Origin of the sequence: Bradyrhizobium huanghuaihaiense (assembly GCF_025200885.1) — a bacterium.
Lineage (GTDB): Bacteria > Pseudomonadota > Alphaproteobacteria > Rhizobiales > Xanthobacteraceae > Bradyrhizobium > Bradyrhizobium huanghuaihaiense.
Map to the genome: position 1 here is coordinate 1,205,382 of NZ_CP104172.1, position 26,102 is coordinate 1,231,483.

Annotated in this window: 17 protein-coding genes; 5 read left to right on the forward strand and 12 right to left on the reverse strand. The window is 65.4% G+C overall.

Annotated features, from left to right (window positions below; all coding sequences use genetic code 11):
* Window positions 1-18: 18 nt before the first annotated feature.
* Both N2603_RS05675 and N2603_RS05680 read right to left on the reverse strand, forming a co-directional pair.
* The gene (locus tag N2603_RS05675) at window positions 19-1,635 is read right to left on the reverse strand and encodes an MDR family MFS transporter (protein ID WP_260388001.1); all 1,617 of its coding nucleotides are present in this window, start codon (window positions 1,633-1,635) and stop codon (window positions 19-21) included.
* Window positions 1,636-1,749: 114 nt separating this feature from the next.
* Window positions 1,750-2,931: an HlyD family secretion protein gene (locus tag N2603_RS05680; RefSeq protein ID WP_260388002.1), complete on the reverse strand. Its 1,182-nt coding sequence runs from the start codon at window positions 2,929-2,931 to the stop codon at window positions 1,750-1,752.
* Window positions 2,932-3,229: 298 nt separating this feature from the next.
* On the opposite strand from N2603_RS05680, the gene N2603_RS05685 reads away from it, so the two are divergent.
* Both N2603_RS05685 and N2603_RS05690 read left to right on the forward strand, forming a co-directional pair.
* Complete coding sequence (locus N2603_RS05685; RefSeq protein ID WP_260388003.1) at window positions 3,230-4,141, forward strand: LysR family transcriptional regulator; 912 nt, start codon at window positions 3,230-3,232, stop codon at window positions 4,139-4,141.
* Between the two features lie 309 nt (window positions 4,142-4,450).
* Window positions 4,451-5,503, forward strand: coding sequence for a DUF3616 domain-containing protein (locus N2603_RS05690; RefSeq protein WP_260388004.1), 1,053 nt, complete (start codon window positions 4,451-4,453; stop codon window positions 5,501-5,503).
* 39 nt (window positions 5,504-5,542) lie between these two features.
* On the opposite strand, the gene iaaH is transcribed toward N2603_RS05690, so the two are convergent.
* Together iaaH and N2603_RS05700 are read right to left on the reverse strand one after the other, a co-directional pair.
* Window positions 5,543-6,964, reverse strand: coding sequence for an indoleacetamide hydrolase (gene iaaH, locus N2603_RS05695; RefSeq protein WP_260388005.1), 1,422 nt, complete (start codon window positions 6,962-6,964; stop codon window positions 5,543-5,545).
* Between the two features lie 74 nt (window positions 6,965-7,038).
* Complete coding sequence (locus N2603_RS05700) at window positions 7,039-10,488, reverse strand: indolepyruvate ferredoxin oxidoreductase family protein (protein WP_260388006.1); 3,450 nt, start codon at window positions 10,486-10,488, stop codon at window positions 7,039-7,041.
* 150 nt (window positions 10,489-10,638) lie between these two features.
* Between N2603_RS05700 and N2603_RS05705 the strand changes: the two genes are divergently transcribed.
* Window positions 10,639-11,094: an Lrp/AsnC family transcriptional regulator gene (locus tag N2603_RS05705; RefSeq protein ID WP_018648476.1), complete on the forward strand. Its 456-nt coding sequence runs from the start codon at window positions 10,639-10,641 to the stop codon at window positions 11,092-11,094.
* A 111-nt stretch (window positions 11,095-11,205) separates the two neighbouring features.
* On the opposite strand, the gene N2603_RS05710 is transcribed toward N2603_RS05705, so the two are convergent.
* From N2603_RS05710 to N2603_RS05720, 3 genes are read right to left on the reverse strand one after another with little or no spacing between them, the layout of a single operon-like run.
* Window positions 11,206-11,991: a fumarylacetoacetate hydrolase family protein gene (locus N2603_RS05710; protein ID WP_260388007.1), complete on the reverse strand. Its 786-nt coding sequence runs from the start codon at window positions 11,989-11,991 to the stop codon at window positions 11,206-11,208.
* Between the two features lie 14 nt (window positions 11,992-12,005).
* Window positions 12,006-13,373, reverse strand: a complete 1,368-nt coding sequence (locus N2603_RS05715; RefSeq protein WP_260388008.1) for an LLM class flavin-dependent oxidoreductase — start codon at window positions 13,371-13,373, stop codon at window positions 12,006-12,008.
* Between the two features lie 21 nt (window positions 13,374-13,394).
* Window positions 13,395-14,447, reverse strand: a complete 1,053-nt coding sequence (locus tag N2603_RS05720) for an Ldh family oxidoreductase (RefSeq protein ID WP_260388009.1) — start codon at window positions 14,445-14,447, stop codon at window positions 13,395-13,397.
* 295 nt (window positions 14,448-14,742) lie between these two features.
* On the opposite strand from N2603_RS05720, the gene N2603_RS05725 reads away from it, so the two are divergent.
* Entirely contained in the window at window positions 14,743-18,858 is a 4,116-nt protein-coding gene (locus N2603_RS05725; RefSeq protein WP_260388010.1) for a bifunctional diguanylate cyclase/phosphodiesterase, read from the forward strand.
* On the opposite strand, the gene N2603_RS05730 is transcribed toward N2603_RS05725, so the two are convergent.
* The 5 genes from N2603_RS05730 to N2603_RS05750 form a co-directional block, all read right to left on the reverse strand.
* On the reverse strand, window positions 18,832-19,173 hold the full coding sequence (locus tag N2603_RS05730) for a hypothetical protein (protein WP_260388011.1): 342 nt from the start codon (window positions 19,171-19,173) through the stop codon (window positions 18,832-18,834). The two genes, N2603_RS05725 and N2603_RS05730, sit on opposite strands and share 27 nt — an antisense overlap.
* 231 nt (window positions 19,174-19,404) lie before the next feature.
* Entirely contained in the window at window positions 19,405-20,397 is a 993-nt protein-coding gene (gene galE / locus N2603_RS05735) for a UDP-glucose 4-epimerase GalE (RefSeq protein WP_260388012.1), read from the reverse strand.
* A gap of 19 nt (window positions 20,398-20,416) precedes the next feature.
* Entirely contained in the window at window positions 20,417-21,223 is an 807-nt protein-coding gene (locus tag N2603_RS05740; RefSeq protein WP_018648469.1) for a WecB/TagA/CpsF family glycosyltransferase, read from the reverse strand.
* Window positions 21,216-23,579, reverse strand: a complete 2,364-nt coding sequence (locus N2603_RS05745; RefSeq protein ID WP_260388013.1) for an exopolysaccharide transport family protein — start codon at window positions 23,577-23,579, stop codon at window positions 21,216-21,218. Before N2603_RS05745 ends, N2603_RS05740 begins: the two co-directional genes overlap by 8 nt.
* Before the next feature lie 277 nt (window positions 23,580-23,856).
* Entirely contained in the window at window positions 23,857-24,657 is an 801-nt protein-coding gene (locus N2603_RS05750) for a class I SAM-dependent methyltransferase (protein ID WP_260388014.1), read from the reverse strand.
* Between the two features lie 409 nt (window positions 24,658-25,066).
* On the opposite strand from N2603_RS05750, the gene N2603_RS05755 reads away from it, so the two are divergent.
* Window positions 25,067-26,095 (forward strand): glycosyltransferase family 2 protein, encoded by a 1,029-nt coding sequence (locus N2603_RS05755; RefSeq protein ID WP_260388015.1) that lies wholly within the window; start codon window positions 25,067-25,069, stop codon window positions 26,093-26,095.
* Window positions 26,096-26,102: the final 7 nt, after the last annotated feature.

Here is a 26,102-nt window from a genome sequence, read left to right on the forward strand (position 1 = left end):
TTGCTTCTTCGGTTGGGATCAATGGGCTCCGCCAGCTGAAGTCTGGCCGGGCTTCTTCAGGAAGAATACGGCGATCAGAGCGACGATCAGCGCCATGCCGAGCAGATAGAAGGTGTCGCTGAAGGCGAAGATATAGGCCTGCTTCTGCACGATATGGCCGATCGCAACATAGGCGCGGTGCGAGGCATCCGCACGGTCGAGAACGCCATGATTGACGAAATATTGCGTCAGCTGTTCCAGCCGCGTGCGGGTGGCCTGCTCGAACACCGAGACCGACTGCATCAGCACGTTGGAGTGATATTGCTCGCGCTTGGTCAAGACGGTCTGGAGCAGCGCGATGCCGACGGCGCCGCCGAGATTGCGCATCATGTTGAACAGGCCGGAGGCGGAACCTGCATTCTCGGCTTCGATGCCGGCGGTTGCCACGGCCGACAACGGTGCCATCACCAGCGCCTGGCCGATGGCGCGAACGACGTTGGGCCACAACAGCTGGTCGGCGGCGTAGTCGTTGGTCATATAGATGTTCATGAAGTTCGAGGCCGCGAACAGCACGAAGCCGATGCCGATGATGATCCGCGCGTCGAACTTCTGCATCAGGCGCGGCACCAGCGGGATCAGCAGGAGCTGCGGCAGCCCGGTCCAGGCCAGCACCATGCCGATCTGCTCGGCATTGTAGCCCTGAATCCGCGCCAGATATTGCGGCATGATGAACACCGAGCCGTACAGCGCGATGCCCAGCAGGAAGTTTGCCAGCATGCCGAAGCCGAAATTGCGGCGCACCAGCAGACGCAGGTTGAGCAGCGGCTTCTTCACGGTGAGCTCGATGACCAGGAAGGCGGCCAGCGCCACGGCTGCGATCACCGACAGCTTGACGATGAAAGGCGAGCCGAACCAGTCGTCCTTGTTGCCTTCTTCCAGCACGGTCTGGAGCGCGGAGAGGCCGATCGCCATGGTGATGATGCCGGCCCAGTCGCCTTCGCGCAGCAGCGCGAGCTTCATGGGCTTTGCCTCGAGCGCGTACCAGAGCATGCCGACCATGATCGCGCCGGGCACGAGGTTGACGTAGAAGATGTACTGCCAGCCGAAATTCTCGGTGAGATAGCCGCCGATGGTGGGGCCGATCGCGGGCGCGAACGTCGCCGACAGCGCGAACAGTGCGAGACCGACCGGCTGCTTGCCGCGCGGCAGCAGCGTGATGATCAGCGTGAAGGCCATCGGGATCAGCACGCCGCCGGTAAATCCCTGCACCGCGCGCAGCACGATCATCTGCGGCAGGTCCTGCGCCAGCGCGCAGGCGGCCGACAGAAGCAGGAACAGGACCGCATTGGTGAGCAGATAGGTGCGGATCGAGAACACCTGCGCCAGCCAGCCCGACAGCGGGATCACCACGATCTCGGCGATCAGATAGGAGGTCGAGATCCAGCCGCCGTCGTCGATGCCGGCGCCGATCGCACCCTGGATATCGGCGAGCGAGGCGTTGACGATCTGGATGTTCAACACGGCCATGAAGGCGCCGAGCGTGGCGCCGATCACCGCGATCCAGGTTTTTGCAGAAACCGCCGACGTCGTTGGCGCAACAGGGGCGGAGATGGTGGCGGCGGACGCAGCGTTGACGGTCGGTTGGAGCGTGCTCATGGAAGCCTCGTCTCGGGTACGGAGACAGGATGCGTCAGACGGGTGGTTTCGATAATCGAGGAAGTTCTGGAAGGATCATCCGGCAGGATTTGACAATCCGGCGCCTTCCTGCCTTCAGCTGCCGTTCGGCCGCGTCGCGTTGTCGGCGAGGCGCTTGGCCGTCTCGCGTTCGGCCAGCACCGTCGCCTTGGTGTCGACGGTCGGTACCGCCGACATGCCGGGCCGCAGCAGGCCGGTGAGGCTGTGGTCGTCGAGCACGATCTTTACAGGTACGCGCTGCACGATCTTGGTGAAGTTGCCGGTGGCGTTGTCGGGGGGCAGCAGCGCGAATTCGAGTCCGCTGGCCGGCGAAAGACTGTCGACGTGGCCGTGCAGCGTGCGATTACGAAAACTGTCGACGTGCAGCTCGACCGGCTGGCCTGGCCGCACATGCGTCAGCTGCGTCTCCTTGAAGTTCGCGACGACATAGACCGCATCGAGCGGCACCACCGCCATCAATTGCGTGCCGGCCTGCACATACTGGCCGACGCGCAAGCTGCGGGCGCCGACGGTGCCGTCCACCGGCGCGGTGATCTCGGTATAGGACAGGTTCAACGCCGCCTGCTGCGCGACCGCGCGGGCGCGTTCGAGCTGCGCGGTAGCCTGGGCGCGCTGGGTGGTGAGCACGTCGACCTTGCGCTGCGCGGCCACGAGGCCGGACTTTGCGTGCTGCAATTGCGCGTTGCTGGCGCGTAGCGCCGCGTCGGTCTGCTGTGCGCGCTGGATCGTGCCGGAGCCCGACTTCATGAGGTCGTCGTAGCGGGCGCGCTCTTCTTGCGCGAATTTCAGATTGGCGTCCGCAGCCGCGACGTCGGCGGTGCTCTGTTCGATGACCGGCTGCTGCAGCTCGAGCTGAGCATCGATGTTGCGCACCGAGGCTTCGCCAGCGGCGACGTCGGCTCGGGCTTGGTCGAGCGCCGCCTTGAAGTCGCGGTCGTCGATCTTTGCGAGGAGCTGGCCCGCCTTGACCTTCTCGTTGTCGCCGACCAGCACCTTGGCGATGTAGCCGGAGACCTTTGGCGCGATGATCGTGGAGTCCGCCTTCACATAGGCATCGTCCGTGGTCTCGAGATAGCGGCCGTAGGTCCAGTAATCGTGTCCGTAGTAGACCATGGTTGCCGTGCCTGCGAGGAGGGCGAGCACCAGAGCCGCGCGCCGGACCATGCTCCGGGCCGCGACAGCCGGCGGCGCCTTGGCGTAATCGCGAGTGATTTCAGTTGCTTGCTGGAAGGTCTCGGTGCGGGGCATCTCGGACATTGCGATCTCCTGTCGGCTCGCTGAGACTATCGGTCTTGCCGGCTCCGCTGATAATTAGGTAAATTCTGGAAGGATTATCCATTAGAGGTGGATAATCGGAGCCGTCGCCTTGGTTCGCATGTCTACCGGGCCAGGGCCGCGACTGCCCCAGAGCGATTGCCGCCTCTGTCGCGCGATTGCTGCTGATGCGTGCGTCCTCTTACAGGCGAAGCTGCAGGGGGACGAGCTATGTGTGCGAACGGATGATCCGGGGCGAATTTCCCGCGATTGTCGATCAGAAGCGGATAATCACGCGGCCATGGATCGATTGACCAGCCTCGAAGTGTTCAGCCGGGTGGTCGAGACCGGCGGCTTCTCCGCAGCAGCCCGCAAGCTCAACATGTCGACCACCATGGTGAGCAATCACGTCCAGGCCCTGGAAGACCGGCTCGGGGTGAGGCTGCTTCACCGCACCACGCGCAAGGTCAACCTCACCGAGATCGGCAAGGCCTATTACGACCGCTGCGTCCAGATCCTCGCCGACATCGAACAGGCCGACGACATCGCGGGCGAATTGCAGTCGGTGCCTCGCGGCACGCTGCGCATTCACGTCGCCACCCATATGGTGCCGTTCGTGACGCCGGTGGTGGCAAAGCTCCTGCCGGCCTATCCGGAGCTCAAGATCGATCTGCGCATGGGCGAGGCCGATGTCGATCTCATCGAGGAAGGCTATGACGTTGCCCTGCGCATGACCCCGCCGCCGGATTCGAGCCTGATCGTGCGGAGCCTCGCCACCTGGCGTCACGTGCTGTGCTGTTCCCACGATTACATCGAGAAGCACGGCCGGGTGCAGAAGCTCGACGAGCTCGCCACGCATAATTGCGGTCGTCACCTGAACTATCCGTTTGGCGATGAATGGCGTTTCCTCGATCGCAAGGGTACGCCGGCGTCGGTGCGCGTCTCCGGCAGCTTCGTCACCAACAGCGGAGAAGCGCTGCGGAAGGTCGCGCTGGGGGGCGCTGCCGTCTGCCTGATGGCGGGGTTTCTCATTCAGGACGACCTCGAGGCCGGCCGTCTCGTGCGCCTGTTGCCGGAATATCGGACGGTCGAGCTGTCCATGAACGCGGTGTATCCGCACCGCCACCATCTGTCGGCGAAGGTCAGAACCTTCATCGACCTGCTCGTGCATCACAGCGCCGAGCAGCAGAAGCTGATCAACCCGTATTCGTGAAGTCGTTATGCCGCAGGTGTACGGCCGCCGGAAAGTTATGAGTTGACATCGCCGGGGTATCTGGAAAAATACAACCTAAGATATAGAAATTTGAAGCCGCTGCGGTGCGGCTGAATCCTGTTTGTTCGACGCGACGTTTCATTCGAGCCCGCTTTCCGGTCCTTCCGCTTCCAGTCACATCGAAAGACGGTGCGCCGGCAGCGCTCGATTGCCACAGAGCTCCGCAAGGCATTGGCGGCGACCATTGCGGTGCAAGCTGGATGACCTGACGATATCCGACCAACCGCCGCTGATCCGAAGGAGGCGCCGATGACCATCGCGAGAACGGGGTGGATTGCAGCTTTGCTCCTCGGCCTCGTGGCGGCCGGCGTCGCGGAGCCTGGCCGCGGCGCTGCCGACGACGCATGGCCGGTCAAGAACAAGCTGCTCGGCAAGGACGGAGACAAGTCCGAGGATGTCAGTGGCATCGCCTGCACCAAGCCGGACGGCTTCCCCCGTTCGTGCCTGGTCATCGACGACAACATCCAGGATGCCCAATTCGTCCAACTGACCGACGGCAAGCTCATTGCCGGCAGTTCGGTCAATCTGATCAAGAACACATTCAAGGACAAGGCGCTCGAGCTTGATGGGGAAGGCGTGGCCTTCTCCAACGGCTTCTATTACGTCATCGGCTCGCATGGGCATCCGCGGGACAAGGATCACAAGCTGAATCCCACGACAGATGCCGCCAAGATTCAGGCGAAGATCGCCGCAAGCAGCCAGATCGTCCGGTTCCGCACGACCGGCGAAGACGGCAATGCCTCGGACGTTCAGCCTACGCCGAGACTGAGGGACATCATTGCGAGCGAGCCTGCTCTTCTCCCCTTCATGGATCTGCGGCTGGAGACCAACGGCCTGACGATCGAAGGCGTGGCGATCAAGGACGATCGGACGCTGCTCGCGGGATTCCGGGGCCCCGTGCTGAACGGCAACTGCGCCCTCGTTCTGTCGGTCGAGGTGGCTACCCTGTTTGGCAACGGAAAAAGTTCGGACCATCGCCTGCACCGGCTTTCGCTCGGCGACGGGCGTGGCGTGCGCGATCTCGCGCCATTTGGCGAGCGTATTCTCGTCCTGACAGGTCCGGTTGCGGACGGGCCCGGGGCCTATGCCGTTTTCGCGTGGGACGGCGCATCTGACTCGGTCGAGCTGTTGAAGGAATTGCCGTTTGACCCGAAGCGAAAGCCTGAGGGGCTCCTGCCGCTGGACAAGACGTCAACCGGACTGCGCGTCCTGATCGTGTTCGACGGCGACAAGGAAGGTGCGCCCACGCCGATCGAAATACCGGGATCGGGGCCGCGATCGTCATCCTGTCCCGCCGGCTAGGCGTTCGAAAGCCCGCGCCTCACGGTTCCGGACCATGCTTCAGGAGGTCGGCGGCGGCAGCCGACCGAACACGCCGTCGAGCGCCATGCCGATCGCGAGCAGGCGGCGATCGCTTCCGGCCGGGCCGTCGAGCTCAAGTCCGATCGGCAATTTGCTGCTGTCGCCGAGCGCGATCGGGATCTGGATGCCGGGAATCCCCGCGTTGCTGCCGGGATCGGTATTGTCAATGAACAGCCCGAAATTCTCGAGGCTGCTGGACTCCGGATTGGAGGGAATCGCAACGCGCGGCGTGGTCGGGAAGGCGATGGCGTCGAGCCGGTTGTCGGCAAAAGTCTTGCCGTACAGCGCCTGAAGCGCCGGCCGTGCGGTCTTGATCGCGGCGTCGTAGATCGGCCTGGCGTCAACCAGCGAGCCATCGGGAGCGGGCAGTTTGCGTGGGATCACGAGGCCATCATAGGTGCCCTTGACGTCGGCGCTGGCGATTGCCTCCGCCACTGCCTCGATGCTGAGGCCGGTGCCGGTGTGTGCGAGATAGGCGACCAGATCGTCATAGGCCTCGTACAGCGCGACGGGAAAGCTGACCTGTCCGTTGAGCTCTGCCAGTTTCGGTATCTCGATCTCGACGACCGTGACGCCCTGCACCTTCACTTTCGCGACGGCCGCCTGAAAGGCGGCGTCGGTGTCGGCATCGAGATTGGCCAGCATCGCCTTGGTGATGCCGATGCGGACCTGCGTCAGATCAGCCGGCGCAATCGCGTCGCCGCCCGCGATGACGCGATCGAGCAGCGCGACGTCGGCCATGGTTGCGGCCATCGGGCCTGCGGTATCGCGGGTGTGCGAGATCGGCGCGATGCCAGCCTGCGGATAACGGCCGACGGTCGGGCGCAGCGAGGCACATCCGTTCAGGGCAGCGGGCACCCGCACCGATCCGCCGGTGTCGGTGCCGAGCCCGCCCGCCACGATCCGCGCGCCGATCGCCGCGCCCGTACCCGACGAGGAGCCGCCGGCGATCAGGGCGCGATCATAGGCGTTGCGCACGCCGAACTCGGTGCCGGTCTTGAACGCGGTGTTGTAGCCGGAGATGCCGAAGGCGAGCTCGTGCATGCTGGTCTTGCCGATGATGATCGCGCCCGCGGCGCGCAGCTTTGCCACAACAGGCGCATCAGCCTTCGGAATGTAATTCATGAGCGCGGGAGTGCCGGCACTGCAGGGCAGCCCGGCCACCTCGATATTGTCCTTGATCACGATGGGCACGCCGCCGAGCGGTTTTGCCTTATCACCCGTCGCGTCGAACGCCGCGGCGGCTTTCAAGGCACCTGCTTCGTCCAGCGTGACGAAGGCATTGAGCTCGGCGTTGGCCTTGGCGCGAGCCAGGGCTTCCCGGGTGAGTGCGGTGCTCGTGATTGTCCCGGCGCCGAGGGCGGCCGCGGCCCCGGTCAGTGTCAACTGGTCGAAATCCATGATGCGTCACCCGATTGCAGGGGGCCAGCGGGGCGCCCCTCAGGTTCAGAGGCTGAAGCCTCGCCGGTGCCGCGTCAACCGGTGGCGTGCTTCCTCGCCGGCGAGGATGTGTCGAGTTCAACGAACCGCCGTTCGATCTCGGCCTTCACCTTCACGATCGCGGCGTCCTTCACCGGTCCGTAGCCGCGGATATTCGTCGGGCCTTTGGCGATCGCGACGAGATCGGACAGATGCGTCGCGTCGAGCTTGCCGAGCATGCGTTCGATCAGGCCTTCATACCAGGCGATCAGCTCTCGCTCGGCGCGCCGTTCCGCGGCGTAGCCGAACGGATCGAACGGCGTCCCACGCAATCCCTTCAATCGCGAGAGCACGGCGAGCGGCGTCTGGATCCACTGGCCGAAGGCACGCTTGCGCGGGCGGCCGCGGGCGTCGCGTTGGGAGGACAGGAACGGTGGGGCCAGATGGTACTGGACGCTAAAACCGTCCTCGAACTCGCGCTTCAGCTCGTCGAGGAAGCCGCTTTGCATGTGCAGCCGCGCCACCTCGTACTCGTCCTTGTAGGCCATCAGCTTGAACAGCGCGCGTGCGACCGCCTCGGTCAGCGCCTCGCCGTTCAGGCCGGTTTCGGCATTGCGGACTCTTGCGACGATCGCTTGGTAGCGCGCCGCATAGGCCTCGTTCTGATAGGCCGTGAGGAATTCGGCGCGCCGGGCAATGAGCTGGTCGAGTGTCTCGGCTCTGGGTGCTTCGCCCGCCTCCGGCAGAAAGGCCGGATCGGCCGCGGCGATCCGGCCCCAGGCAAAGGCCTGCTTGTTGCGGTCGACCGCGACGCCGTTCAGCTCGATCGCGCGCAGCAGCGCCGGCAGCGAGACGGGGATAAGGCCGTGCTGCCAGGCAAAGCCCAGCATGATGATGTTGGCGTAGACGGCATCGCCGAGCAGCCGTTCGGCCAAAGCGTTGGCGTTGATCGTGTCGAGATTGCCGTCGCCGACGACCTGCCGGATTGCGCGCAGGCGGGCAGGCGAGGCGAGATCGGCGTCGCGGAAGCGGACGACGTCGCCGGTCGGCATCTCCGCGGTGTTGACGGCGGCGCGCGTGCCGCGGCGGTAGGTGCCGGATGCCTTTGGCGAGGAGCTGACGACGAGGTCGCAGCCGATCAGCGCGTCGGCCGCGCCCTGGTCGATGCGGACCTGATGCAGCGCTTCCGGTGAGGCGGCGAGGCGGATATAGCTCAGCACCGGGCCGAACTTCTGCGCAAAGCCGGTGAAGTCCAGCACCGAGACGCCGAAGCGTTGGAGATGCGCGGCCATGCCGATCAGCGCGCCGACCGTGATCACGCCGGTGCCGCCGACGCCGGTCACCAGCAGGTCGTAGGGCCGGTCAAGCGTGGCGGGCGCGGGCAAAGCAAGCGTGGCGGCGCGGCCGGCCGCGTCGATCTGGCTCGCGCTCTTCTTCCGCCGCGTCGCGCCTTCGACGGTCACAAAACTCGGGCAGAAACCGTTGAGGCAGGAAAAATCCTTGTTGCACGCCGACAGGTTGATCTGCCGCTTGCGGCCGAATGGCGTCTCCTTCGGCTCGACGCTGAGGCAGTTGGATTCGACCGAGCAGTCGCCGCAGCCTTCGCAGACGAGGTCGTTGATGTAGGCGAAGCGTTTTGGATCGGCCATCTGCCCGCGTTTGCGCCGCCGCCGCTTTTCGGTGGCGCAGGTCTGTTGATAGATCAGGACGGATACGCCGGAGACGTCACGCAGCTCGCGCTGCACGGTGTCCATCTCCTTGCGGGGGTGAATGGTCACGTCGCTGGGCAGGTCCGCCGGGTTGAAATGCCCGGGATCGTCCGACACGAGCGCGATGCGCTCAACGCCTTCGGCGCGGACGCTGTGCGCGATGGCATGCACGCTGACCGGACCGTCGACCGGCTGGCCGCCGGTCATCGCCACCGCGTCGTTGAACAGGATCTTGTAGGTGATGTTGGCCTTGGCGGCGATCGCCTGCCGGATCGCCATCGAGCCCGAATGATAATAGGTGCCTTCGCCGAGATTCTGGAACACGTGCTTGTGGCCGGTGAAGCGTGACGAGGCCGCCCAGTTCACGCCCTCGCCGCCCATCTGGATCAGCGACGAGGTCTCGCGGTCCATCCAGCTCGCCATGAAGTGGCAGCCGATGCCAGCCAACGCCTTCGATCCCTCGGGCACCTTCGTCGACGTGTTGTGCGGGCATCCCGAGCAGAAATAGGGCGTGCGCGTTGCGCCGCTGACGTTGATCGCGCGCGCGGCCTCCGGCATCAAGGCGGCTGCGCGTGCGGCGAGATTGAGGCCCGGAAACATCGGGTCGAGCCGCCGCGCGAGCACGCTCGCGAGCGCGCGCGGCGACAATTCGCCGATCCAGGAGATCAGCCTTGCGCCGGTTTCGTCGTGCTTGCCGACCATGCGCTCGGGCTTGCTGCCGGGATAGTCGTAAAAATATTCCTTGAACTGGCTCTCGATGATGCCGCGCTTTTCCTCGACCACGAGGATCTCGCGCTTGCCCTTCACGAAATCCATGGCGTCATGCAACGCCAGCGGCCAGACCATGCCGACCTTGTAGACGTCGATGCCGATGCTGCGGCAGGCGGCTTCATCGAGGCCCATCAGCCGCAGCGCTTCCATCAGGTCGAGATGCGCCTTGCCTGTCGTGACGATGCCGTAGGTGGCGCCAGGGATGTCATAGATGTGACGATCGATCGGATTGGCTTTTGCAAAGGCATAGACCGCGTGCTTCTTCGCCTCCAGCCGCTCCTCGATCTGCGGGCCCGGCAAATCGGGCCAGCGATAGTGCAGGCCGCCGGGCGGCGGCGTGAAGTCGGGCGTGCGGAAGAGGCGCGGCGGGCGCAACGCGACGGATGCGCCGGATTCCACGATCTCCGAGATCGCCTTGAAGCCGACCCACATGCCGGAGAAGCGGCTGAGCGCGTAGCCATATTCGCCGAACGCCAGATATTCGCCGACATCGGCCGGGTGCAGCGTCGGCATGAACCAGCTCATGAAGGCGACATCGGACTGGTGCGGCATCGACGACGACACGCAGCCATGGTCGTCGCCGGCGACCACCAGCACGCCGCCGTGCGGCGAGGAGCCGTAGGCGTTGCCGTGCTTGAGCGCGTCGCCGGAGCGATCGACGCCGGGCCCCTTGCCGTACCAGAGCCCGAACACGCCATCGACCTCGCGGTCTGCTTGCGTTTCGACCTGCTGCGAGCCGAGCACGGCAGTCGCCGCGAGATCCTCGTTCACGGCCGGGAGGAATTCGATGCGGTCTCGCTTGAGCCATTCCTGGATGCGCCACAGTTCGAGATCGACGCCGCCGAGCGGCGAGCCGCGATAGCCGGAGATGAAGCCCGCGGTGTTGAGGCCGTTCGCCCGGTCTCGCCTCGCCTGATCGAGCGCGATGCGGACGATGGCCTGCGTGCCCGTGAGGAAGATGCGGCCCTCCTCGCGATCGTAGCGGTCGGAGAGATCGTAACTGTCGAGTGACGGAATGGCGTCCATGGCGGACCTCGCGGCAACCCCCTGATGATGGAAGGTTATGCCTGGACAGCTGGTAGGTCTTGCCTATTTATCCCGCATGGATCACAAATTCGGTAGAATTTTGCGTGGTGTCATCAAATTTGGTAGATGCTCCCGACTTGAGAGGTCGCCATGATCGAAGAACAGGACATACGAATACTCGCCCATCTGCAGAGGGACGGGCGCGCCACCAACCAGCAGCTCGCCGACGAGGTCGGCATGTCCACCTCGGCCTGCTGGCGCCGGGTGCGGGCGCTGGAGGAGAGCGGCGTCATCCAGGGCTATGCGGCGCTGGTCGCGCGCGAGCAGGCGGGCTTTGCGATGTCCGCCATCCTCCACGTCTCGCTGGAGCGGCACGATGCGAAATTCGTGGACGAGTTCGTGGCCAGGGTGACGACGCGCCGCGAGGTGCTGGAATGTTTCGCGACCACGGGCGATGCCGACTATCATTTGCGCGTCGTCGTGCAGGACATGGCGGCCTATAACCGCTTTCTCGACGAGTTCATGTTCCGCATTCCCGGCATCCGCTACGTCCGCAGCAACGTGGTGCTGAAGGAGATCAAGACCAGTGTGGCGCTGCCGTTTTGAGGAAGGTGCCGTAGGGTGGGCAAAGGCGCGCCTGCGCCGTGCCCACCATCTCGCTCGATTTGCGAAGGTTGGTGGGCACGCTTCCGCTTTGCCCACCCTACGGCACCTTTGTCACCGCTGCTCCCGCACAAATCTGTTGCGCAGTGTCCCGATGCCCGTGATGTCGATCTCCACGACATCGCCATGCGTGATGTCGGGCGAGGCACCGTCGGTGCCCATCCAGATCACGTCGCCGGGCCACAGCGTGAAATACTTGGTCAGCTCGACCAGGAACGGCACCACGCCGAAGATCATGTCGTTGGTGTAGAAGCGGTTGGTCTCCTTGCCGTTGACTCGGACGATCGTCTGCATCTTCGCAAGATTGGCCTCGGTCTCGATCCACGGGCCCATCGGCTTGAAGGTGTCGGCGTTCTTCGAGCGCCACAGGCTGCGGTCCGCCTTCTGCCAGCTGCGCTCGCTGACGTCGTTGCCGATGGTGTAGCCGAACACGCAGTCCATCGCGTTCTCTTTGGTGAGGTGCTTCACCTTCTTCCCGATGACGACGACGAGCTCGCCTTCATAATGGATCTTGTCCGTCGCCAATGACGGGATCACGACCTCCTCGTCATGCGCGATCAGCGCGTTCTGCGCGCGATAGCCGATCTCGGGACGGTCGGGCACGGCCGGCACCTCGCCGCGCTTGTCGGCGGCTTCCTTCAGGTGTTTGAGGTAATTCAGGCCGACGCAATAGAAGGTGCGCGGGATCAGCGGCAGCTCTATCTTGACCTCGCCAAGCGGATGCGTGCGCGAGCTGCGCTGCCATTCGCCGAATGGATCGCCGTCAACGGCGACCACCTTGTCGCCCTCGACGATCCCCCAGGAGGTCTTGCCCGCGGCGGTGAATTTCAGCCAGCGCATGTTGGATCCTCCCGTTATTCCGCGGCATCGCGCGGCTGCACCTTCCAGGCGCCGGCGGCCGGTCGCTTAAGCCCGAGATTTTCCCGCAGCGTCTTGCCGCGATAGTCCTTCTGGAACAGTCCGCGCCGCTGCAGCTCCGGCACGACATGCTGTACGAAATCGGCGTAGGAGCCTGGCACATAGGTCGCGGCGATGACAAAGCCGTCACAGCCGCGCTCGACGAACATCTCTTCCAGTCTGTCCGCGATCTCCTTGGGGCCGCCGACCATGGCGTCATGCACCTGGCCACGGCCGGAGAAGGTGACGAAGTCGCGCGCGCTCGGATTGCTCTTGCCCGAATTCTTCAGGACGCCGTCGCGAATGCCCAGGATGCCCTGCATGCTCTTCAATTCTTCCGTCGTCAGCGGCTCGTCGAGATCCTTCGACGCAAAATCGTAATTGAGGGCTTCGGCGAGCAGCGACAGTGCGTCGATCTCAAGCGGCAGCTTGTTGATCAGCGCCATCTTGTCCTCGGCTTCGGCCTTGGTCGCGGCGCAGACCGGCGTCGTCAAATTGCAGAGAAACATCTGGTCGGGATCGCGGCCGGCCTTCGCGGCCTCGTTGCGTACGGCCCCATAGCCTTCCTTGGCGGCGGCGAGGTTGCGCGCGGCGGTGAAGATCACCTCACCCCAGCGGCCGGCAAAGCGCTGGCCACGGCCGGAGGCGCCGGCCTGGATGATCACGGGGTGGCCTTGTTGCGAGCGCGGCACGGTGAACGGCCCGCGGGACTTGAAGGACGCTCCCTTGTGATCGAGCCGCTTCACCTTGCTGGGATCGGCAAAGCGGCCGCTTGTCTTGTCCATGATGATCGCGCCGTCCTCCCACGTATCCCAATGGCCGAGCACCACCTCCATGAACTCGTCGGCCTTGTCGTAGCGGGAATCATGTTCGGGATGGGAGTCGCGCCCCATGTTGAGTGCCTCGCCGTCGTTGAGCGAGGTGACGACGTTCCAGCCCGCGCGCCCGCCCGACATCAGGTCAAGCGTCGCGAAGCGGCGGGCGACGTCGAACGGCTCGTAATAGGTGGTCGAGCAGGTCGCGCCAAGGCCAAGCCTCTCGGTGACCATGCCCATCGTGGTCAGCACGATCAGCGGGTCCATCTTCACGCAGCGGATGCCGTATTCGACGGTGTGGGCGTGATCGTTGCCGTAGCGGTCCGGCATCGCTAGGCGATCGTCGAAGAACGCCATGTGGAATTTGCCGGCTTCGAGGATTTTTGCGATCTCCTGGTAATAGTCCGCCGACATCGAGTCCGAGCGCGAGTCCGGATGCCGCCACGAGCTCGGCAAGTTCGTGCAGTTCTGCGCCTGGAGGAAGCCGACCAGTACCATCTGCCGATTCATGCTGCTGTTCTCCTAATTGCGTCAGGCGAGGCCAAGGATCGTGTCGAGCCGGTACTCGCGCGCCAGCGTGCGCAGCTTGTCCCAGGTCGCGTCCTCGACCTCGATGCCGTCGCGCAGGCGCTGCTGCTCGCGCAGGCCCTCGATCTCGCCGGGATAGTAGACGCCCTTGCTGCCCTCGGAGGGCGGCGTCGATTTCAGGTACTGCGCGAACTCGGCGACCTCGCGCTTGAATTCCTTCAGCGGCCGGAAGGCGGCGACATTGAACACGGCCATGAAGCAGCCGTCATTGTGCCGCCCCGTCGGCTCGACGCCGAAGCCGAGACCGGTGAGCAGGCCGCACAGCACCTCGACCATGGCGGCGAGGCCGCTACCCTTGTAGCCCTCGGTGCCGCCGAGCGGCAGCAGCGCGCCGCCCTTGCGATATTGGGTCGGGTCGGCGGTGTGCCGTCCCTCGGCATCGATGATCCATCCGGTCGGAATTTCCTCGCCACGCGCGACAGCGAGCTGGATCTTGCCGGCAGCAACCGCCGAGGTCGCCATGTCCAGATAGAACGGCGCCTCGAGGTCGGACGGCACCGCGATCGAGATCGGGTTGGTGCCGAGCCGCGCTTCCTTGCCGCCGAACGGGGCCACGTGCTTCGGCGAGCGGCCGGAGTCCGCCGTCGCAATCCCGATCATGCCTTCGCGCATCGCCATCAAGGGATAAGCGGCGAGGCGGCCGACATGGCTTTGCCGGAACACGGTGCAGGCGGCGACGTTCGCCGTCTTCGCCTTCTCGATGGTCAGCGCCATCGCCTTGGCGTTGACGTGAAAGCCAAACCCCCAATGGCCGTCGATCACGGTCGTGGTCGGCGATTCCTGGACGATGGTCCACTTGGCGCCGGGAACGATGTGCCCTGCCTTGATGCGGTCGATATAGGTGGGAACGGCGATCACGCCGTGGGAATCGTGGCCGGCGAGGTTGGCGTTGACGCAGCCGGTCGCGACGGCGTCGGCCTCTTCCTCGGAAGCCCCGGCCGCCTGGAGCAGCGCGGCGCTGATGCGCGTGAGGCGGTCGGCCCTGACGAGCGGCATGGCGTTTCCCCGGCGTGGTGCCCTTATCGGGCTGCTTGTTGGGGGCCATCGTCTCAAAGCGCCAGAGCGATATCAATCTCCCGTAAACCAATACAGGGCTGCAAATTCGTAAACGGAACACGCCTTTGGTCGAAGATTTGCCCCGCACGGCGGTATTTTCGAGAGTTTAGCGTCGCTCGTTCGCAGCTCGTTCACTTTGATCGACGGTTTGCGCGGCGGAATAACGACCACTTAGGCGATCGCCGCTCATAAAGGCACCGGGAGAAATAGGCAGAAATGCCCGGGAGCTGAGATCGTGCCGACGACCCTCGCGCGCACCTTTGCGGCGCTGAGCGCCATCAATGAAGCGATCCTCTATGCGAGATCGCCGGACGAGCTGTACCAGAAGGTCTGCGACGCCGGCTTTTCGAGCGGGGACTTTTTGGCCGTGGCCGTGTTCCTGGTGGGCCCCGACGGCCGGCGGCTGCGCTTTGCGGCCGGCTGCGGCGACGATATCCCGCGGCTGAGCTCGCTCGTGATCACGACCGACGCCGGCACGCCGGAAGGATCGGGCGTCGGCGGCGAGGCATTTCGCGATCAGAAGCTGTGCATCAGCAACGACTATCTGAACGACCCGCGCTCGCTGGCGTGGCGTAAGGGTGCCGCCAAGGCGCATATCGGTGCGGCGGCGGCGTTGCCGCTGCTCTGCAACGGCAAAAGCGTCGGCGTGCTGTACGTGACGCGACGCGAGGCCAACTCGCTGAACGAGCAGATGGTGTCGCTGTTCGAGCGCATGTCGGCGAACATTTCCTACGCGCTGGACAATTTCGCGCGCGAGACCGCGCAGCAGATCAGCGAACGGGCGACACGGCGGCTCAACCGCATGTTCGGTGCCATCAGCGCCACCAACGAAGCGATCCTGCGGGCCAAGACCGAGCTGGAGCTGTACCAGCTCGTCTGTGACGCCTCCGTGCACAGCGGCAAATCGCTGGCGACCATCGTGCTGCTCCGCGAGCCGGATTCGCATTGGATGAAGCCTGTCGCGGCCACCGGGCAGAACCTCGAGCTCGTCACCCAGTCGCGCTATTCGGTCGACCCGGACAATCCCTTTGGCAAGGGCATCTCCGGCGAGGTGTTCCGGACGCAGAAAGCCGTCGTCGAGGACGATCTCGCCAGCCGTACCAAGGGCTCGCCGTGGGAGCAGGCCAACGTCAACACCGGCGTCGCCGCCTGCGTGGTCGCGCCGCTGATCAAGCGTGGCGAAAGCGTCGGCGTGCTGCTGTTCTTCATCAGCCGCTCCTGGGCCAAGGACGAAGAGATCGTCGCGCTGCTGCTGCGCATGGCGGAGAACGTCTCGTTCGCGATCGAGAATTTCGGCCGCGAGGCCGAGAAGGCCAGGATCGCAGCCGAAGAAGAGCGCCTGGCGCGCATGTATGCGGCGCTCAGTGCCACCAACGAGGCGATCCTGCGCGCACGGTCACGGTCCGAGCTGTTCGACCTCGTCTGCGAGGCGACGGCCAAAGGCGCCAAGTTCACCTCCGCCAGCATCGCGCTGGTCGACCAGCGCGCCGAGCTGCTGCGCGTGGTCGCCAGCTACGGACCGAATGCCGACCAGGTTCGCAACTTCAAGTTCTCGACCTCGGAGCAGGTGGCGGAAGGACGCGGGCTGACCGGCACCGCGTTCCGCACGCGCCAGCCTGCCGTCAGCAACGACGTGCTCGCCGACGACCGCATCGCGCCCTGGCAGGCCAGCGCCCGCCGCAACGGCATCGCGTCCTCCGCGGCGCTGCCGCTGTTCAACGGCGACCGGGTCGAGGGCGTCTTCCTGTTCAACTCGCCGGAATGCGGCGCCTTCACGCACGAACTCGTCGAGCTGCTGCGCAGGCTCCAGGCCAACGTCTCTTTCGCGCTGGAGAATTTCGACCGTGCCGAGGCGAAGGCCAAGGCCGAGATGCAGCGCAATCGTCTCAGGGGCATGCTTGAGGCGCTGAGCGCGACCAACGAGGCGATCATGCGGGTGAAGACCCGCGCCGAATTGTTCGAGGTGGTCTGCGAGGCGGCGGTGCTCGGTGGCACCTTCTCCTCCGCGACCATCGCCATGGTGGATGCGACGGGGCACTATCTCGACATTGCCATGACCAAGGGTGAGAGCTGCGGCCTGATCAAGGAATGGCGCTTCTCGACCTCGGCCGATGACCCGGAGGGTCGCGGGCTCACCGGCACCTCCTTCCGTACGCGCGCGCCTTGCATCGCCAATGAGATCCTCACCGACATCCGCACCGCGCACTGGCACCAGATCGCGCGCATGCAAGGGACGAAATCAGGCGCCTGCTTCCCGTTGCTCAGCAACGGCGGCGAGGCTGTCGGCGTGTTGCTGTTCCTCTCGCCCGATGAGGGCGCGTTCACGCAGGATCTCATTCAACTGCTGGGGCGGCTTGCCGAGAACGTCTCGTTCGCGCTCGACAATTTCGACCGGGCCGAGGAAAAGGCCCGCACCGAGGCGCAGAAGGAACGCCTGAGGCGCATGTTCGCGGCGCTGAGCGCCACCAACGAGGCGATCATGCGGGCCAAGTCGCGGGCCGAGCTGTTCGACCTCGTCTGCCTCGCCGCCTCGAACGGCGCGAAATTCACCTCGACGACGATCGCGCTGGCGGTGGACGGCAGCGATCAGCTCGAGATCGTGGCGGCCGCCGGACCGTCCGCGGACACCACCCGCAACATCCGCCTCTCCATCGACCCCGAGCGTCCCGAAGGGCGCGGCATGAGCGGCACGGCGTTCCGCACGCGCCAGCCCTGCATCAGCAACGACTACCTCAACGACGATCGCGTCCGTGTCTTCCATGCCATCGTGCGCGGCGACGGCGCGCGGTCGGGCGCGGCGTTCCCGCTGATCGCGCACGACCGTGCCGTCGGCGTCATGATCTACATGTCGACCGAGCCGAATACCTTCACGGAAGAGTTCGTCGAGCTGCTGCAGCGCCTGGCCGACAACGTCTCCTTCGCGATGGAGAATTTCGACCGGGCCGACGAGAAGAACCAGGCGGACGAGCGGATCGAGTATCTCGCCTCGCACGACAGCCTGACCGACTTGCCAAACCGCGAGACCTTCAACGGGCTGCTGCGCGCGGCGATCGACACCGCGCAGCGCCATGATCACCGTTTTGCGGTGCTGTTCATCGATCTCGACCGCTTCAAGGTCATCAACGATTCGCTGGGTCACGAGGCGGGCGACCTGCTGCTGCTCGAAGTGGCGAACCGCTTGCGCGGCGCGCTGCGGGCCAGCGACGTGGTGGCGCGGCTCGGCGGCGACGAGTTCGTGGTCATCCTCGACCAGTGCGGCGAGATCGACGACGTCCAGCGCATCGCGACCGGGCTGCTCACGGCGCTCTCCGAGCCGATGGAGCTCGCCGGTCACGAGTGCCACACCACGGCCTCGATCGGCATCGCGATGTACCCGGCCAACGGCTCCGACGCGCAGACGCTGACCAAGAACGCCGACATGGCGATGTATCTCGCCAAGGAAGACGGCAAGAACGGCTACCGCTTCTTCTCCAAGGAAGTGAAGACCCAGTCCATCGAGCGGCTGTCGCTGGAGAGCGCGCTGCGCCGCGCGCTGGAGCGCGAGCAGTTCTCGCTGAACTATCAGCCCAAGGTGGACATGGCGACCGGCCAGATCACCGGCGTGGAGGCGCTGCTGCGCTGGACCCATCCCGATCTCGGCAGCGTCTCGCCCGCACAGTTCATTCCGCTCGCGGAGGAAACCGGGCTGATCGTGCCGATCGGTCGCTGGGTGCTGAACGAGGCGTGCGCGCAGGCGATGGCCTGGCAGCGCCGCGGCCTGCTGCCGCTGTCGATGGCGGTGAACCTGTCGCCGCGGCAGTTCGCCGACGAGCATCTGTTGCAGGACGTCGACGAGGCGTTGGCGGCCTCCGGCATGTCGCCGGTGCTGCTCCAGCTCGAGGTCACCGAGAGCATGATGATGCGCAATGTCGGACGTGCGCTCAAGGTGCTCGACGCCATCCAGAGCCGCGGCATCCGCCTTGCGATCGACGATTTCGGCACCGGCTATTCGTCGATGTCGCTGATGAAGCACTTCCCGATCGACACCATCAAGATCGACCGCTCCTTCGTGCGCGACCTGCCGCAGGATTCGGAGGATCAGGCGATCGCGCAGGCGATCATCAGCATGGGCAAGGCGCTCGGCATGACGGTCGTCGCCGAAGGCGTCGAGAACGCCGAGCAGGAGGCGTTTCTGCGTAGCCACGGCTGCGACGAGATGCAGGGCTTCCTGATTGCGAAGCCGCTGCCGGCGAAACAGATGGCCGAATTGTTGCGGCCGATGGTGCTGCCGGTCGCACCGCCGCTTCAGCCCGAACCGGATCCGGTTGCCACCGCGGCTGCGGCGCTACGGCTGAAACGCGCTGTCGTCTGACGGCTGCGGGTGCAGCTCGCGGACGTCGTGATCGGCGCCCTCGGCGATGCTCGGAAAATCCTGGGGTCCTGTCAGCGAGGTCTGCTCGACGAACAACGCCAGAATCGTGCGCGCGCCGTCGGCGAAGCTCGTGCCCTCGTGCAAGCCGAGCTCGGCGCACCATGCGCTGCTCATCGGCTCCTGATCGTCGACCACCGCCATGGCGGGTCCCCACCACCAGGCAGGCGCGGGCGAGCGCTCGTCCTCGGGCACGACATGCCAGCGGACGAACTCATCCATCACGCGCTCGAACTCCAGGCGTGCAGCCTGATGCATTGGATCGATACTCCTTCGAATCCGCGCCTGATGACAGGCCGTCACGCAGATTCGATTGTGGTCCTGACACCAGGAAGAATCGGCTCGCGCAACCGGCGGGAGCCATGCATCCCGACCTCATCGTCGGTGATGCCCAAGAATGCGGCCGTCGGCGATACGCCAACGGCGGCAGCGAGCCTCCATTTTAGCCGTTTGGAGGCTCGGCAGGCAAGGTGCGGATGTTACGGTTGCTTAACGTGCCCTGAGCGGATGGGCCTTCTGGTGCCACGCCCAGGCGGTGCGGATCACCGTCGGCAGGTCGGAGTGACGCGGCACGAAGTTGAGGACTTTTCGCGCGGCAGAGGGATCGGCGACCAGGTAAGTGGGGTCGCCGGCGCGGCGCGGCTTGACCGTGTGCGGGACCTCGCGCCCGGTCTCCTGCCTGATGGCGTCGAGGATCTGGCGCACCGAGAAGCCCGCGCCGGTGCCGAGGTTGAAGCTGCCGCCGGCATGTCCCGTTTCCAGCAGCTTCAGCGCGGCGACATGCGCGGCGGCGAGGTCCGTGACATGGATGTAGTCGCGGATCGCGGTGCCGTCGGGCGTGTCGTAATCGTCGCCGAACACGGCGAAGTCGACATGGCCCTGCAGTGCCATCATCGCCCGCGGAATGAGATGGGTCTCGTTGTCGCGCAGCTCGCCGATGCCGCCGGCGGGATCGGCCCCGCTGGCATTGAAATAGCGCAGGCAGAAGGCACCGAAGCCATAGGCTGCGCGATAATCGGCGAGCATGCGCTCGATCATCCATTTCGATGCGCCATAGGGGTTGATCGGCGCGCAGGGGAAGTCTTCCGGCAGCTCCTTGGAATCGGCATTGCCGTAGACGGCGCCGGTCGAGGAGAACACGATGCGATGGCAACCGGCGTTGCGCATCGCCTGCAACAGCGACAACGTGCCCTGCACGTTGTTGATGTAATATTTCTGCGGATCGGTCATGGATTCGCCGACGAGACTGGCGGCCGCGAAATGCATGACGGCGGTGACCTTGTGCTCGGCGAAAGCGCGCGCCAGCGCCGCGCCGTCGAGCAGATCGCCGGTCACGAGGGGGCCGGCGACGAAGCTGCGGTGACCTGTCGAGAGATTGTCATAAACGACGGGCTGATAGCCGGCGGCGGTCAGTGCGCGGCAGGCATGCGAGCCAATATAGCCTGCGCCTCCTGTGACGAGGACAGTCGGTCGATCGGTCATGTCGTATGCTACTCTTCTCTCAGCGATTGAAGGGCCGTTTGCGGCTGAAGAGAAGATAGAGCGCGCGGGGGTTGGTGGTCAAATAGCGCCAGAACAGGCGGCGTGGCTCGAGCCATGTGCGCCAGGCCCATTCGAGTCCGAATCTCTGCATCCATTGCGGCGCGCGGGACCGGCTGCCCGACAAAAAGTTGAATAAGCCGCCGGAGGTCTTGATAACGCCAACATTGGTGAGCAGCGGCGTGAATTCCTCGACGAATGCCTGCTCGTTGGGCACGCCGAACGCGACCCAGAGATAATCGGGCGCGAGCGCGTTGATCTCCTCGACTTTCGCGCGCAGGGCTTCGCCGCGCAGATAGCCGTGGCTGTGCCCGACGATCTTCAGGTTCGGATACAGATTGCGGACGTTGGCGACCGCCGCGGCGTTCTCGGCCTCGCTGGCGCCGAACATGTAGAAGGTGCGGCCGACCGCTTCGGCCTTGCGCGCGACGACGTGGAACAGGTCCGTGGTCGCGACGCGCTCGGGCAGCGGAAACCAGGATTGCAGCTTCGAGGCCGCCACCAGCGGCTGACCGTCGGCATTGATCAAATCGGCCGCGCGGAACAGGCGCTCCGTTTGCGGCTCCGTCGAGCAGCGCGCCAGCACCTCGCCATTGGCCGAGGTCAGGTACAGCGGACGGCCGATGCGATGCTGCGGATCGGTGGCCTCGATCATGAAATCGGCGGTGGCTTCCAGGTCGAGCGCAGCCATGCGGAGGCCGCCGACGGTGATCCTCGGCACGTCGGCGGTTGCGGCCCGCCCGTCCAGATTGACGCGGCGCTCAAGCATATTGTCTGCCTCGCTGGCGCGCTTGGGTTGCGGGGGTGAGCTCGTCGAGCACGACGCCGACGAGCTTGCGCTCGGCGCGGCCGAGCGTGCTCAGGATCTCTTCCAGGCCGTCGTTGATGTCCATGCTGGTCGGCAACACCGCCACCAGCGCATCGACCTCGTCGAGCAGCTTGCGGCTGCCGGCGCCGAGCGGCGTCACGGGACCGTCGATCACCACGAGGTCGTAGCCGCCGGCGGAGCGCGCCTGTGCGATCGCCTTGCGGATGGCTTCAGCTGCCTTGCCGGCATCGCCTTCGGCGGCCGGCAGCACCGAGATGCCGTTGACCGTCTTGATCTCGCGTGCGGCCTTGCTGCCGTTCGAGAGCCAGCCGAGCCTGCTCGGCTCGCTCTTGCCGTTACGGTTGACCTTGTTCGAGAGCGAATGTGCCAGATGGTCGGCATCGATCATCAGCACGCGGGCGCCGTCGCGCGCGGCTGCGAGCGCGAAATTCAGCGCGGTCACGCTGCGTCCGGTGGTCTCGCCGGGACCGAGCAATGCGACGACCGGCATCGCCTTGCCGCCCGCGCGCCGGGCCACCGCCGCGCGCATGTCGCGCCAGGCATTGAGCAGGCTCGTCAGGGGGAAGCCGGGACGCAGCGTCGGCCAGCCCAGCCGCGTCAGGTCGACGCCGCCGCCGGTGGCGAGAATGGCGCCGAGCGTGTGGATGACGTCGGCCTCCTGGAGGCGCGCGATCAGCGGCTTTTCGATCAGAGGTCTTTCGACCATTGAAGGTTGCAGCGGTGGCGCAGCAACGTCCGGCGGAGCCTGCGCGACCTCCGGTGCTCGCGAAACCTGCGGCTGCGCAATCTCGCTGGCCCGCGGCGGCTCCGCAGCGCGCGGAGCTTGCGGCGCCGGTGTGCGCTCACGGCGAGCGGGTGCAGGCGCTGGCGCGCCGGCGAACAGCAGCTCGGCCGCGGCGAACCAGCCCGATGCGGCGATGGCGCCGAAGATGAAGCCGATCATGGCGAACAGGCTCATCGCCGGCGGGAACGAACGCCGCTGCGGCACGGTGGCCTCGCCGATGACGCGGGCGGCCGACGTGTTCAGGCTCTCCTGCTCCTCGGTCTCGCGCGAGCGCTTGAGGAAGGATTGATAGACGTCGCGGCTGGCATCGGCCTCGCGCTCGAGCTCGCGCAAACGCACGGCGGCCTGGCTGAGCTGCACGCTCTGCCGCTTCTGCGCTTCCAGCGCCCGGTTCAGCGACGCCTCAAAATCGCGGGCGCGCGTCAGATCATTCTTGGCCGACTGGGCGAAGCGATCGATCTCCTCGCTGATGGTGCGCTTGAGATCCTCGACCTGCTTCTCGGTCTGGCGCAGCGCCGGATGGCGCGGGCCGAGTTCGCCGGCTTGCTCCGCATATTTCTTGCGGGCCTCGGCATATTGCGCGCGCAGGTTCGCGATGGTCGGCGATTGCAGCGCTTCGGGAATTGCGCCGGCATCGGCCGCCGTGCGCCGGCTCGCCTCGATCTGGTCGAGCCGCGCCTGCGCATCCATCGTCGCGGCGCGCGCGGCGGAAAGCCGCTGGTTGCTGGCGGAGAGCTGCTGGTCGCTGATCAATGCGTCCTGGGTGCCGACGAAATTGTTCTGCGCCTTGTAGGTCGCAAGCGCGGTCTCGGCATTGCGCAGCCGTTCGCGCAGCTCCTTCAGGCGGCTGGAGAGGTCGCTGGTGGCGCGGCGTGCCGCCGAGGCCTGCGAGTTGCGGGATTCCGTGAGGTACGCGTTGGTCAGCGTGTTGGCGAGCATCGCCGCCTTCGCCGGATCGGTCGACCAGACCTCGATGTCGACGATGAAGCTCTTCTCGGTCTTGCGGATGGTGATGTGCCGGTTCAGCGCCTCGAGCGCCGCGAGCTGCACTTCCTTCGTCTCCGCCGCGGAGGGCGCGCGGGGCTGCAGGCCGATCAGGCCGAGCAGCGACGACATCAGGCTCTTGCCGTCGCCGCCGCCGAATTCGGGATCCTTGTCGAGACCCGCCTGCTGGATCACCTGGAGCAGCACGCTGTTGGAGGTGATCAGGCGCGCCTGGCTCTCCACCACCATGGACATGCCGGAGACGTCCTGCGCGCGGGGCGTGAGCTCGCGATCGACGAGCTGGAGTTCGCGCGGGTCGACATAGAGCTGGGCGGTGGCGGTGTAGCGGGGTGTCAGGCTCTTGCCGACCGTGACCGCGAGCGTCGCGCCGAGCAGGGCGGCGGCCGCAATTGCGATCTTCCGCCGCCAAAGCAGGTTGACCAGCTCCAGCGCGCTGAAGCCGGCCTGAGGCCTCTGCTGCGGGGCCTCTGGTCTCGCCCGATCTATCGGCTGGTTATAGTCCAGCATCGTCCCCAGCTTTCATTCCAACGGCCGCGGGCTGAGGGGTTACTCTTCGCTTTACGCCACGCACCGGGGATATAGGTGCCCAATCAACGCAACAGGGAAAATTAACCATACTCATTGAGGGACTATTCACCGAAATGGCAAACAAAGCGTTTAAGCGCATGCCGCCGTTTGGCGCGTCGTTGCGACGCCGAAGTCCCTCAGAGATTAACGGTTCGTTACCGCGCGCAACGAGGCCGCGAGACTGCGCGTTGCCTGCGATGCACTGCGCGCGCATCGGTCAGCTTTTCCGCAGGATGACGTGATAATCGCCGCGGCGGACGTCGGTGCCGCGCGGGAGCACGGCGTTCAGCACGGCGGCGCCGGCATCGACGAGCGCCGCGAACGGCGGCTTGCGCCGGCGCATCTCGGGATAGCGCGGGCTCTCGACCTCGCGGCGATAGATCATCTCGAGGCCGTTGGCGGCCGCGAAGGCTTCGAGCCGCGGCAGCGTCACCAGCGAATGGAAGAAGGTCGGGAACGGCGGCTCGCCGGGCAGGCCGGCATCCTTGATGCCGCGGATGTGCCGGTAGAACCAGACGTGGAACCAGTGCGGCGAATATTTGGTGACGACGCCGGACAGCGAGCGCGGATTGGGCGCGCCGATCAGGATCATCCCGCCGCGCTTGAGCGCATCACGGAAGTTCAGCAGTGCTGCGTCGACATGGGGCAGATGCTCGATCACGTTGTAACAGATCACGAGGTCGAAGGTTTCGCTCCCGAAGCTGTAGGTCTGCACGTCGCCGAGGATGGCCTCGTCCGCGTAGGTGTTGTTGCGGACCTGGTCCTCGTCGATGTCGACGACGGTGACCTTGCTGCGGCTCAGCAATTCCGGCGGCAGAACGCTGCACGAGCCGCCGCCGGCTTCATAGATGGCGAGACGGCCCTGTGGCAGCTCGCGGCGTAGCAAATCATGAACAGCAAGAAGGCTGTCGCGGGCTTCGCCGGGGACCAGATCATGCAGCGCCTGGACGTGCGAGGTGGTGACGGAGGCGTCGATCGCCGTGGCTGTCGCGAAATCGATCGTGGCTGGCTTGTTCATATTTTCTGACCGCGCTTGTTCTATTCAAATTTACAGGAAAAAACTCGCATGCCCGAAGAGCAAATCCGATGCCGCGCCGCCTCACCGGTCGTGGTGCTTACGGACGGGTTAATGCGCATGGGCGTTAACTACGGTATTGTCCGCATCGCGCCGCCGGCACATGATGGACTGCGAATTGCAGTACCACGTGCGTATGGATTTGCCGGGGAAGCAGGTGAAAACGGTTAAGTTCATGGCGTCGGGTCTGCATTGTCGGACGATCCGCGGCGTGATGCCATCTCGCGCCTCGCGCCGGCTGTCCACTTCGAGACGCAACTGTCCCGCGACGCTGTACCGTCGCGGGACGACAGCCCTGGCGCATGCGACCGGCGCAGGGCTTTTTCAACATATCTCGGGCATCTAGACCGCTATGACACTGATCCCGACAGACCTGTCTGCCAGCCGGATATCGGATGCCGTGCGCGATCCCAATCGGGAGATCGTCGGGAGCTCCCGCGTCATCGACCTGTCGGTCGGCATCGTCGTCTGCATTCCCTGCTTCCGCCGGCCGCAGCATCTGCGGCTGACGCTGGACTCGCTCGCAAGCCAGCGCACCCCGCGTTCCTTTGCCGTCGTCATGGTCGAGAACGACGCGGCAAAGCGCGAGAGCGCGCCGGTCGCCGCGGAGTATCTCGCCGACGGCAGGCTCCAGGGCATCTGCCTCGTCGAGCGGCGGCAGGGCAATTGCCAGGCGATCAACGCCGCGTTCGAGACGGCGCAGGCGCTGTTTCCCGCCGCGACCCGCTTCCTGATGATCGACGACGACGAGATCGCATCACCCGACTGGCTTGAGCTGATGGTCCGCACCGCGGAGGCGACCGGCGCCGAAATCGTCGGCGGCCCGGTGCTGCCGGTCTTCGACGACGACAGCAAGCCGTGGCTCGCGCGTCATCCCGCCTTTTGCCCGGCCTATGATTACAGCGGCGCGGTGCCGCTGATCTATGGCTGCGGCAATTGCCTGATCACCCGCGCCGCGTTCGAGCGGTTCGACAAGCCCGCGTTCGATCTGCGCTTCAATTTCCTCGGCGGCGGCGACTGCGATTTCTTCGTGCGGTGCCGCGATGCCGGAATGCTGTTTCATTGGACGGCTGAGGCGGTCATCACAGAGACCGTGCCGCAGAGCCGCACCAGCTTCGGTTGGATCGCCAAGCGGGGCTTGCGCATCGGCGCCATCAATTATCGCGTGCAGTACAAGGCCGCGCAGAGCGTGGCGGCGCGAGTGCGGGTGTTCGCGCAGATGCTCGGCCGCCTGCCGCTGTCGCTGCTGCGTACGGCGCGTCTGCTGGCGACCTCGAAGACGGTCGTCGCCATGCATCCCGCGCTGGTCGCGTTCGGCTCCATGCTGGCGGCATTCGGCATCGAGCCGAAGCCCTATGAAGCCTCGAAGATCCTATCCTGACGCCGCA

Excerpts from the sequence above, each read along its gene's own strand:
- N2603_RS05675 (WP_260388001.1), bottom strand. The coding sequence starts at position 1,635 with ATGAGCACGCTCCAACCGACCGTCAACGCTGCGTCCGCCGCCACCATC.
- N2603_RS05680 (WP_260388002.1), bottom strand. The coding sequence starts at position 2,931 with ATGTCCGAGATGCCCCGCACCGAGACCTTCCAGCAAGCAACTGAAATC.
- N2603_RS05685 (WP_260388003.1), top strand. The coding sequence starts at position 3,230 with ATGGATCGATTGACCAGCCTCGAAGTGTTCAGCCGGGTGGTCGAGACC.
- N2603_RS05690 (WP_260388004.1), top strand. The coding sequence starts at position 4,451 with ATGACCATCGCGAGAACGGGGTGGATTGCAGCTTTGCTCCTCGGCCTC.
- iaaH (WP_260388005.1), bottom strand. The coding sequence starts at position 6,964 with ATGGATTTCGACCAGTTGACACTGACCGGGGCCGCGGCCGCCCTCGGC.
- N2603_RS05700 (WP_260388006.1), bottom strand. The coding sequence starts at position 10,488 with ATGGACGCCATTCCGTCACTCGACAGTTACGATCTCTCCGACCGCTAC.
- N2603_RS05705 (WP_018648476.1), top strand. The coding sequence starts at position 10,639 with ATGATCGAAGAACAGGACATACGAATACTCGCCCATCTGCAGAGGGAC.
- N2603_RS05710 (WP_260388007.1), bottom strand. The coding sequence starts at position 11,991 with ATGCGCTGGCTGAAATTCACCGCCGCGGGCAAGACCTCCTGGGGGATC.
- N2603_RS05715 (WP_260388008.1), bottom strand. The coding sequence starts at position 13,373 with ATGAATCGGCAGATGGTACTGGTCGGCTTCCTCCAGGCGCAGAACTGC.
- N2603_RS05720 (WP_260388009.1), bottom strand. The coding sequence starts at position 14,447 with ATGCCGCTCGTCAGGGCCGACCGCCTCACGCGCATCAGCGCCGCGCTG.
- N2603_RS05730 (WP_260388011.1), bottom strand. The coding sequence starts at position 19,173 with ATGCATCAGGCTGCACGCCTGGAGTTCGAGCGCGTGATGGATGAGTTC.
- galE (WP_260388012.1), bottom strand. The coding sequence starts at position 20,397 with ATGACCGATCGACCGACTGTCCTCGTCACAGGAGGCGCAGGCTATATT.
- N2603_RS05740 (WP_018648469.1), bottom strand. The coding sequence starts at position 21,223 with ATGCTTGAGCGCCGCGTCAATCTGGACGGGCGGGCCGCAACCGCCGAC.
- N2603_RS05745 (WP_260388013.1), bottom strand. The coding sequence starts at position 23,579 with ATGCTGGACTATAACCAGCCGATAGATCGGGCGAGACCAGAGGCCCCG.
- N2603_RS05750 (WP_260388014.1), bottom strand. The coding sequence starts at position 24,657 with ATGAACAAGCCAGCCACGATCGATTTCGCGACAGCCACGGCGATCGAC.
- N2603_RS05755 (WP_260388015.1), top strand. The coding sequence starts at position 25,067 with ATGACACTGATCCCGACAGACCTGTCTGCCAGCCGGATATCGGATGCC.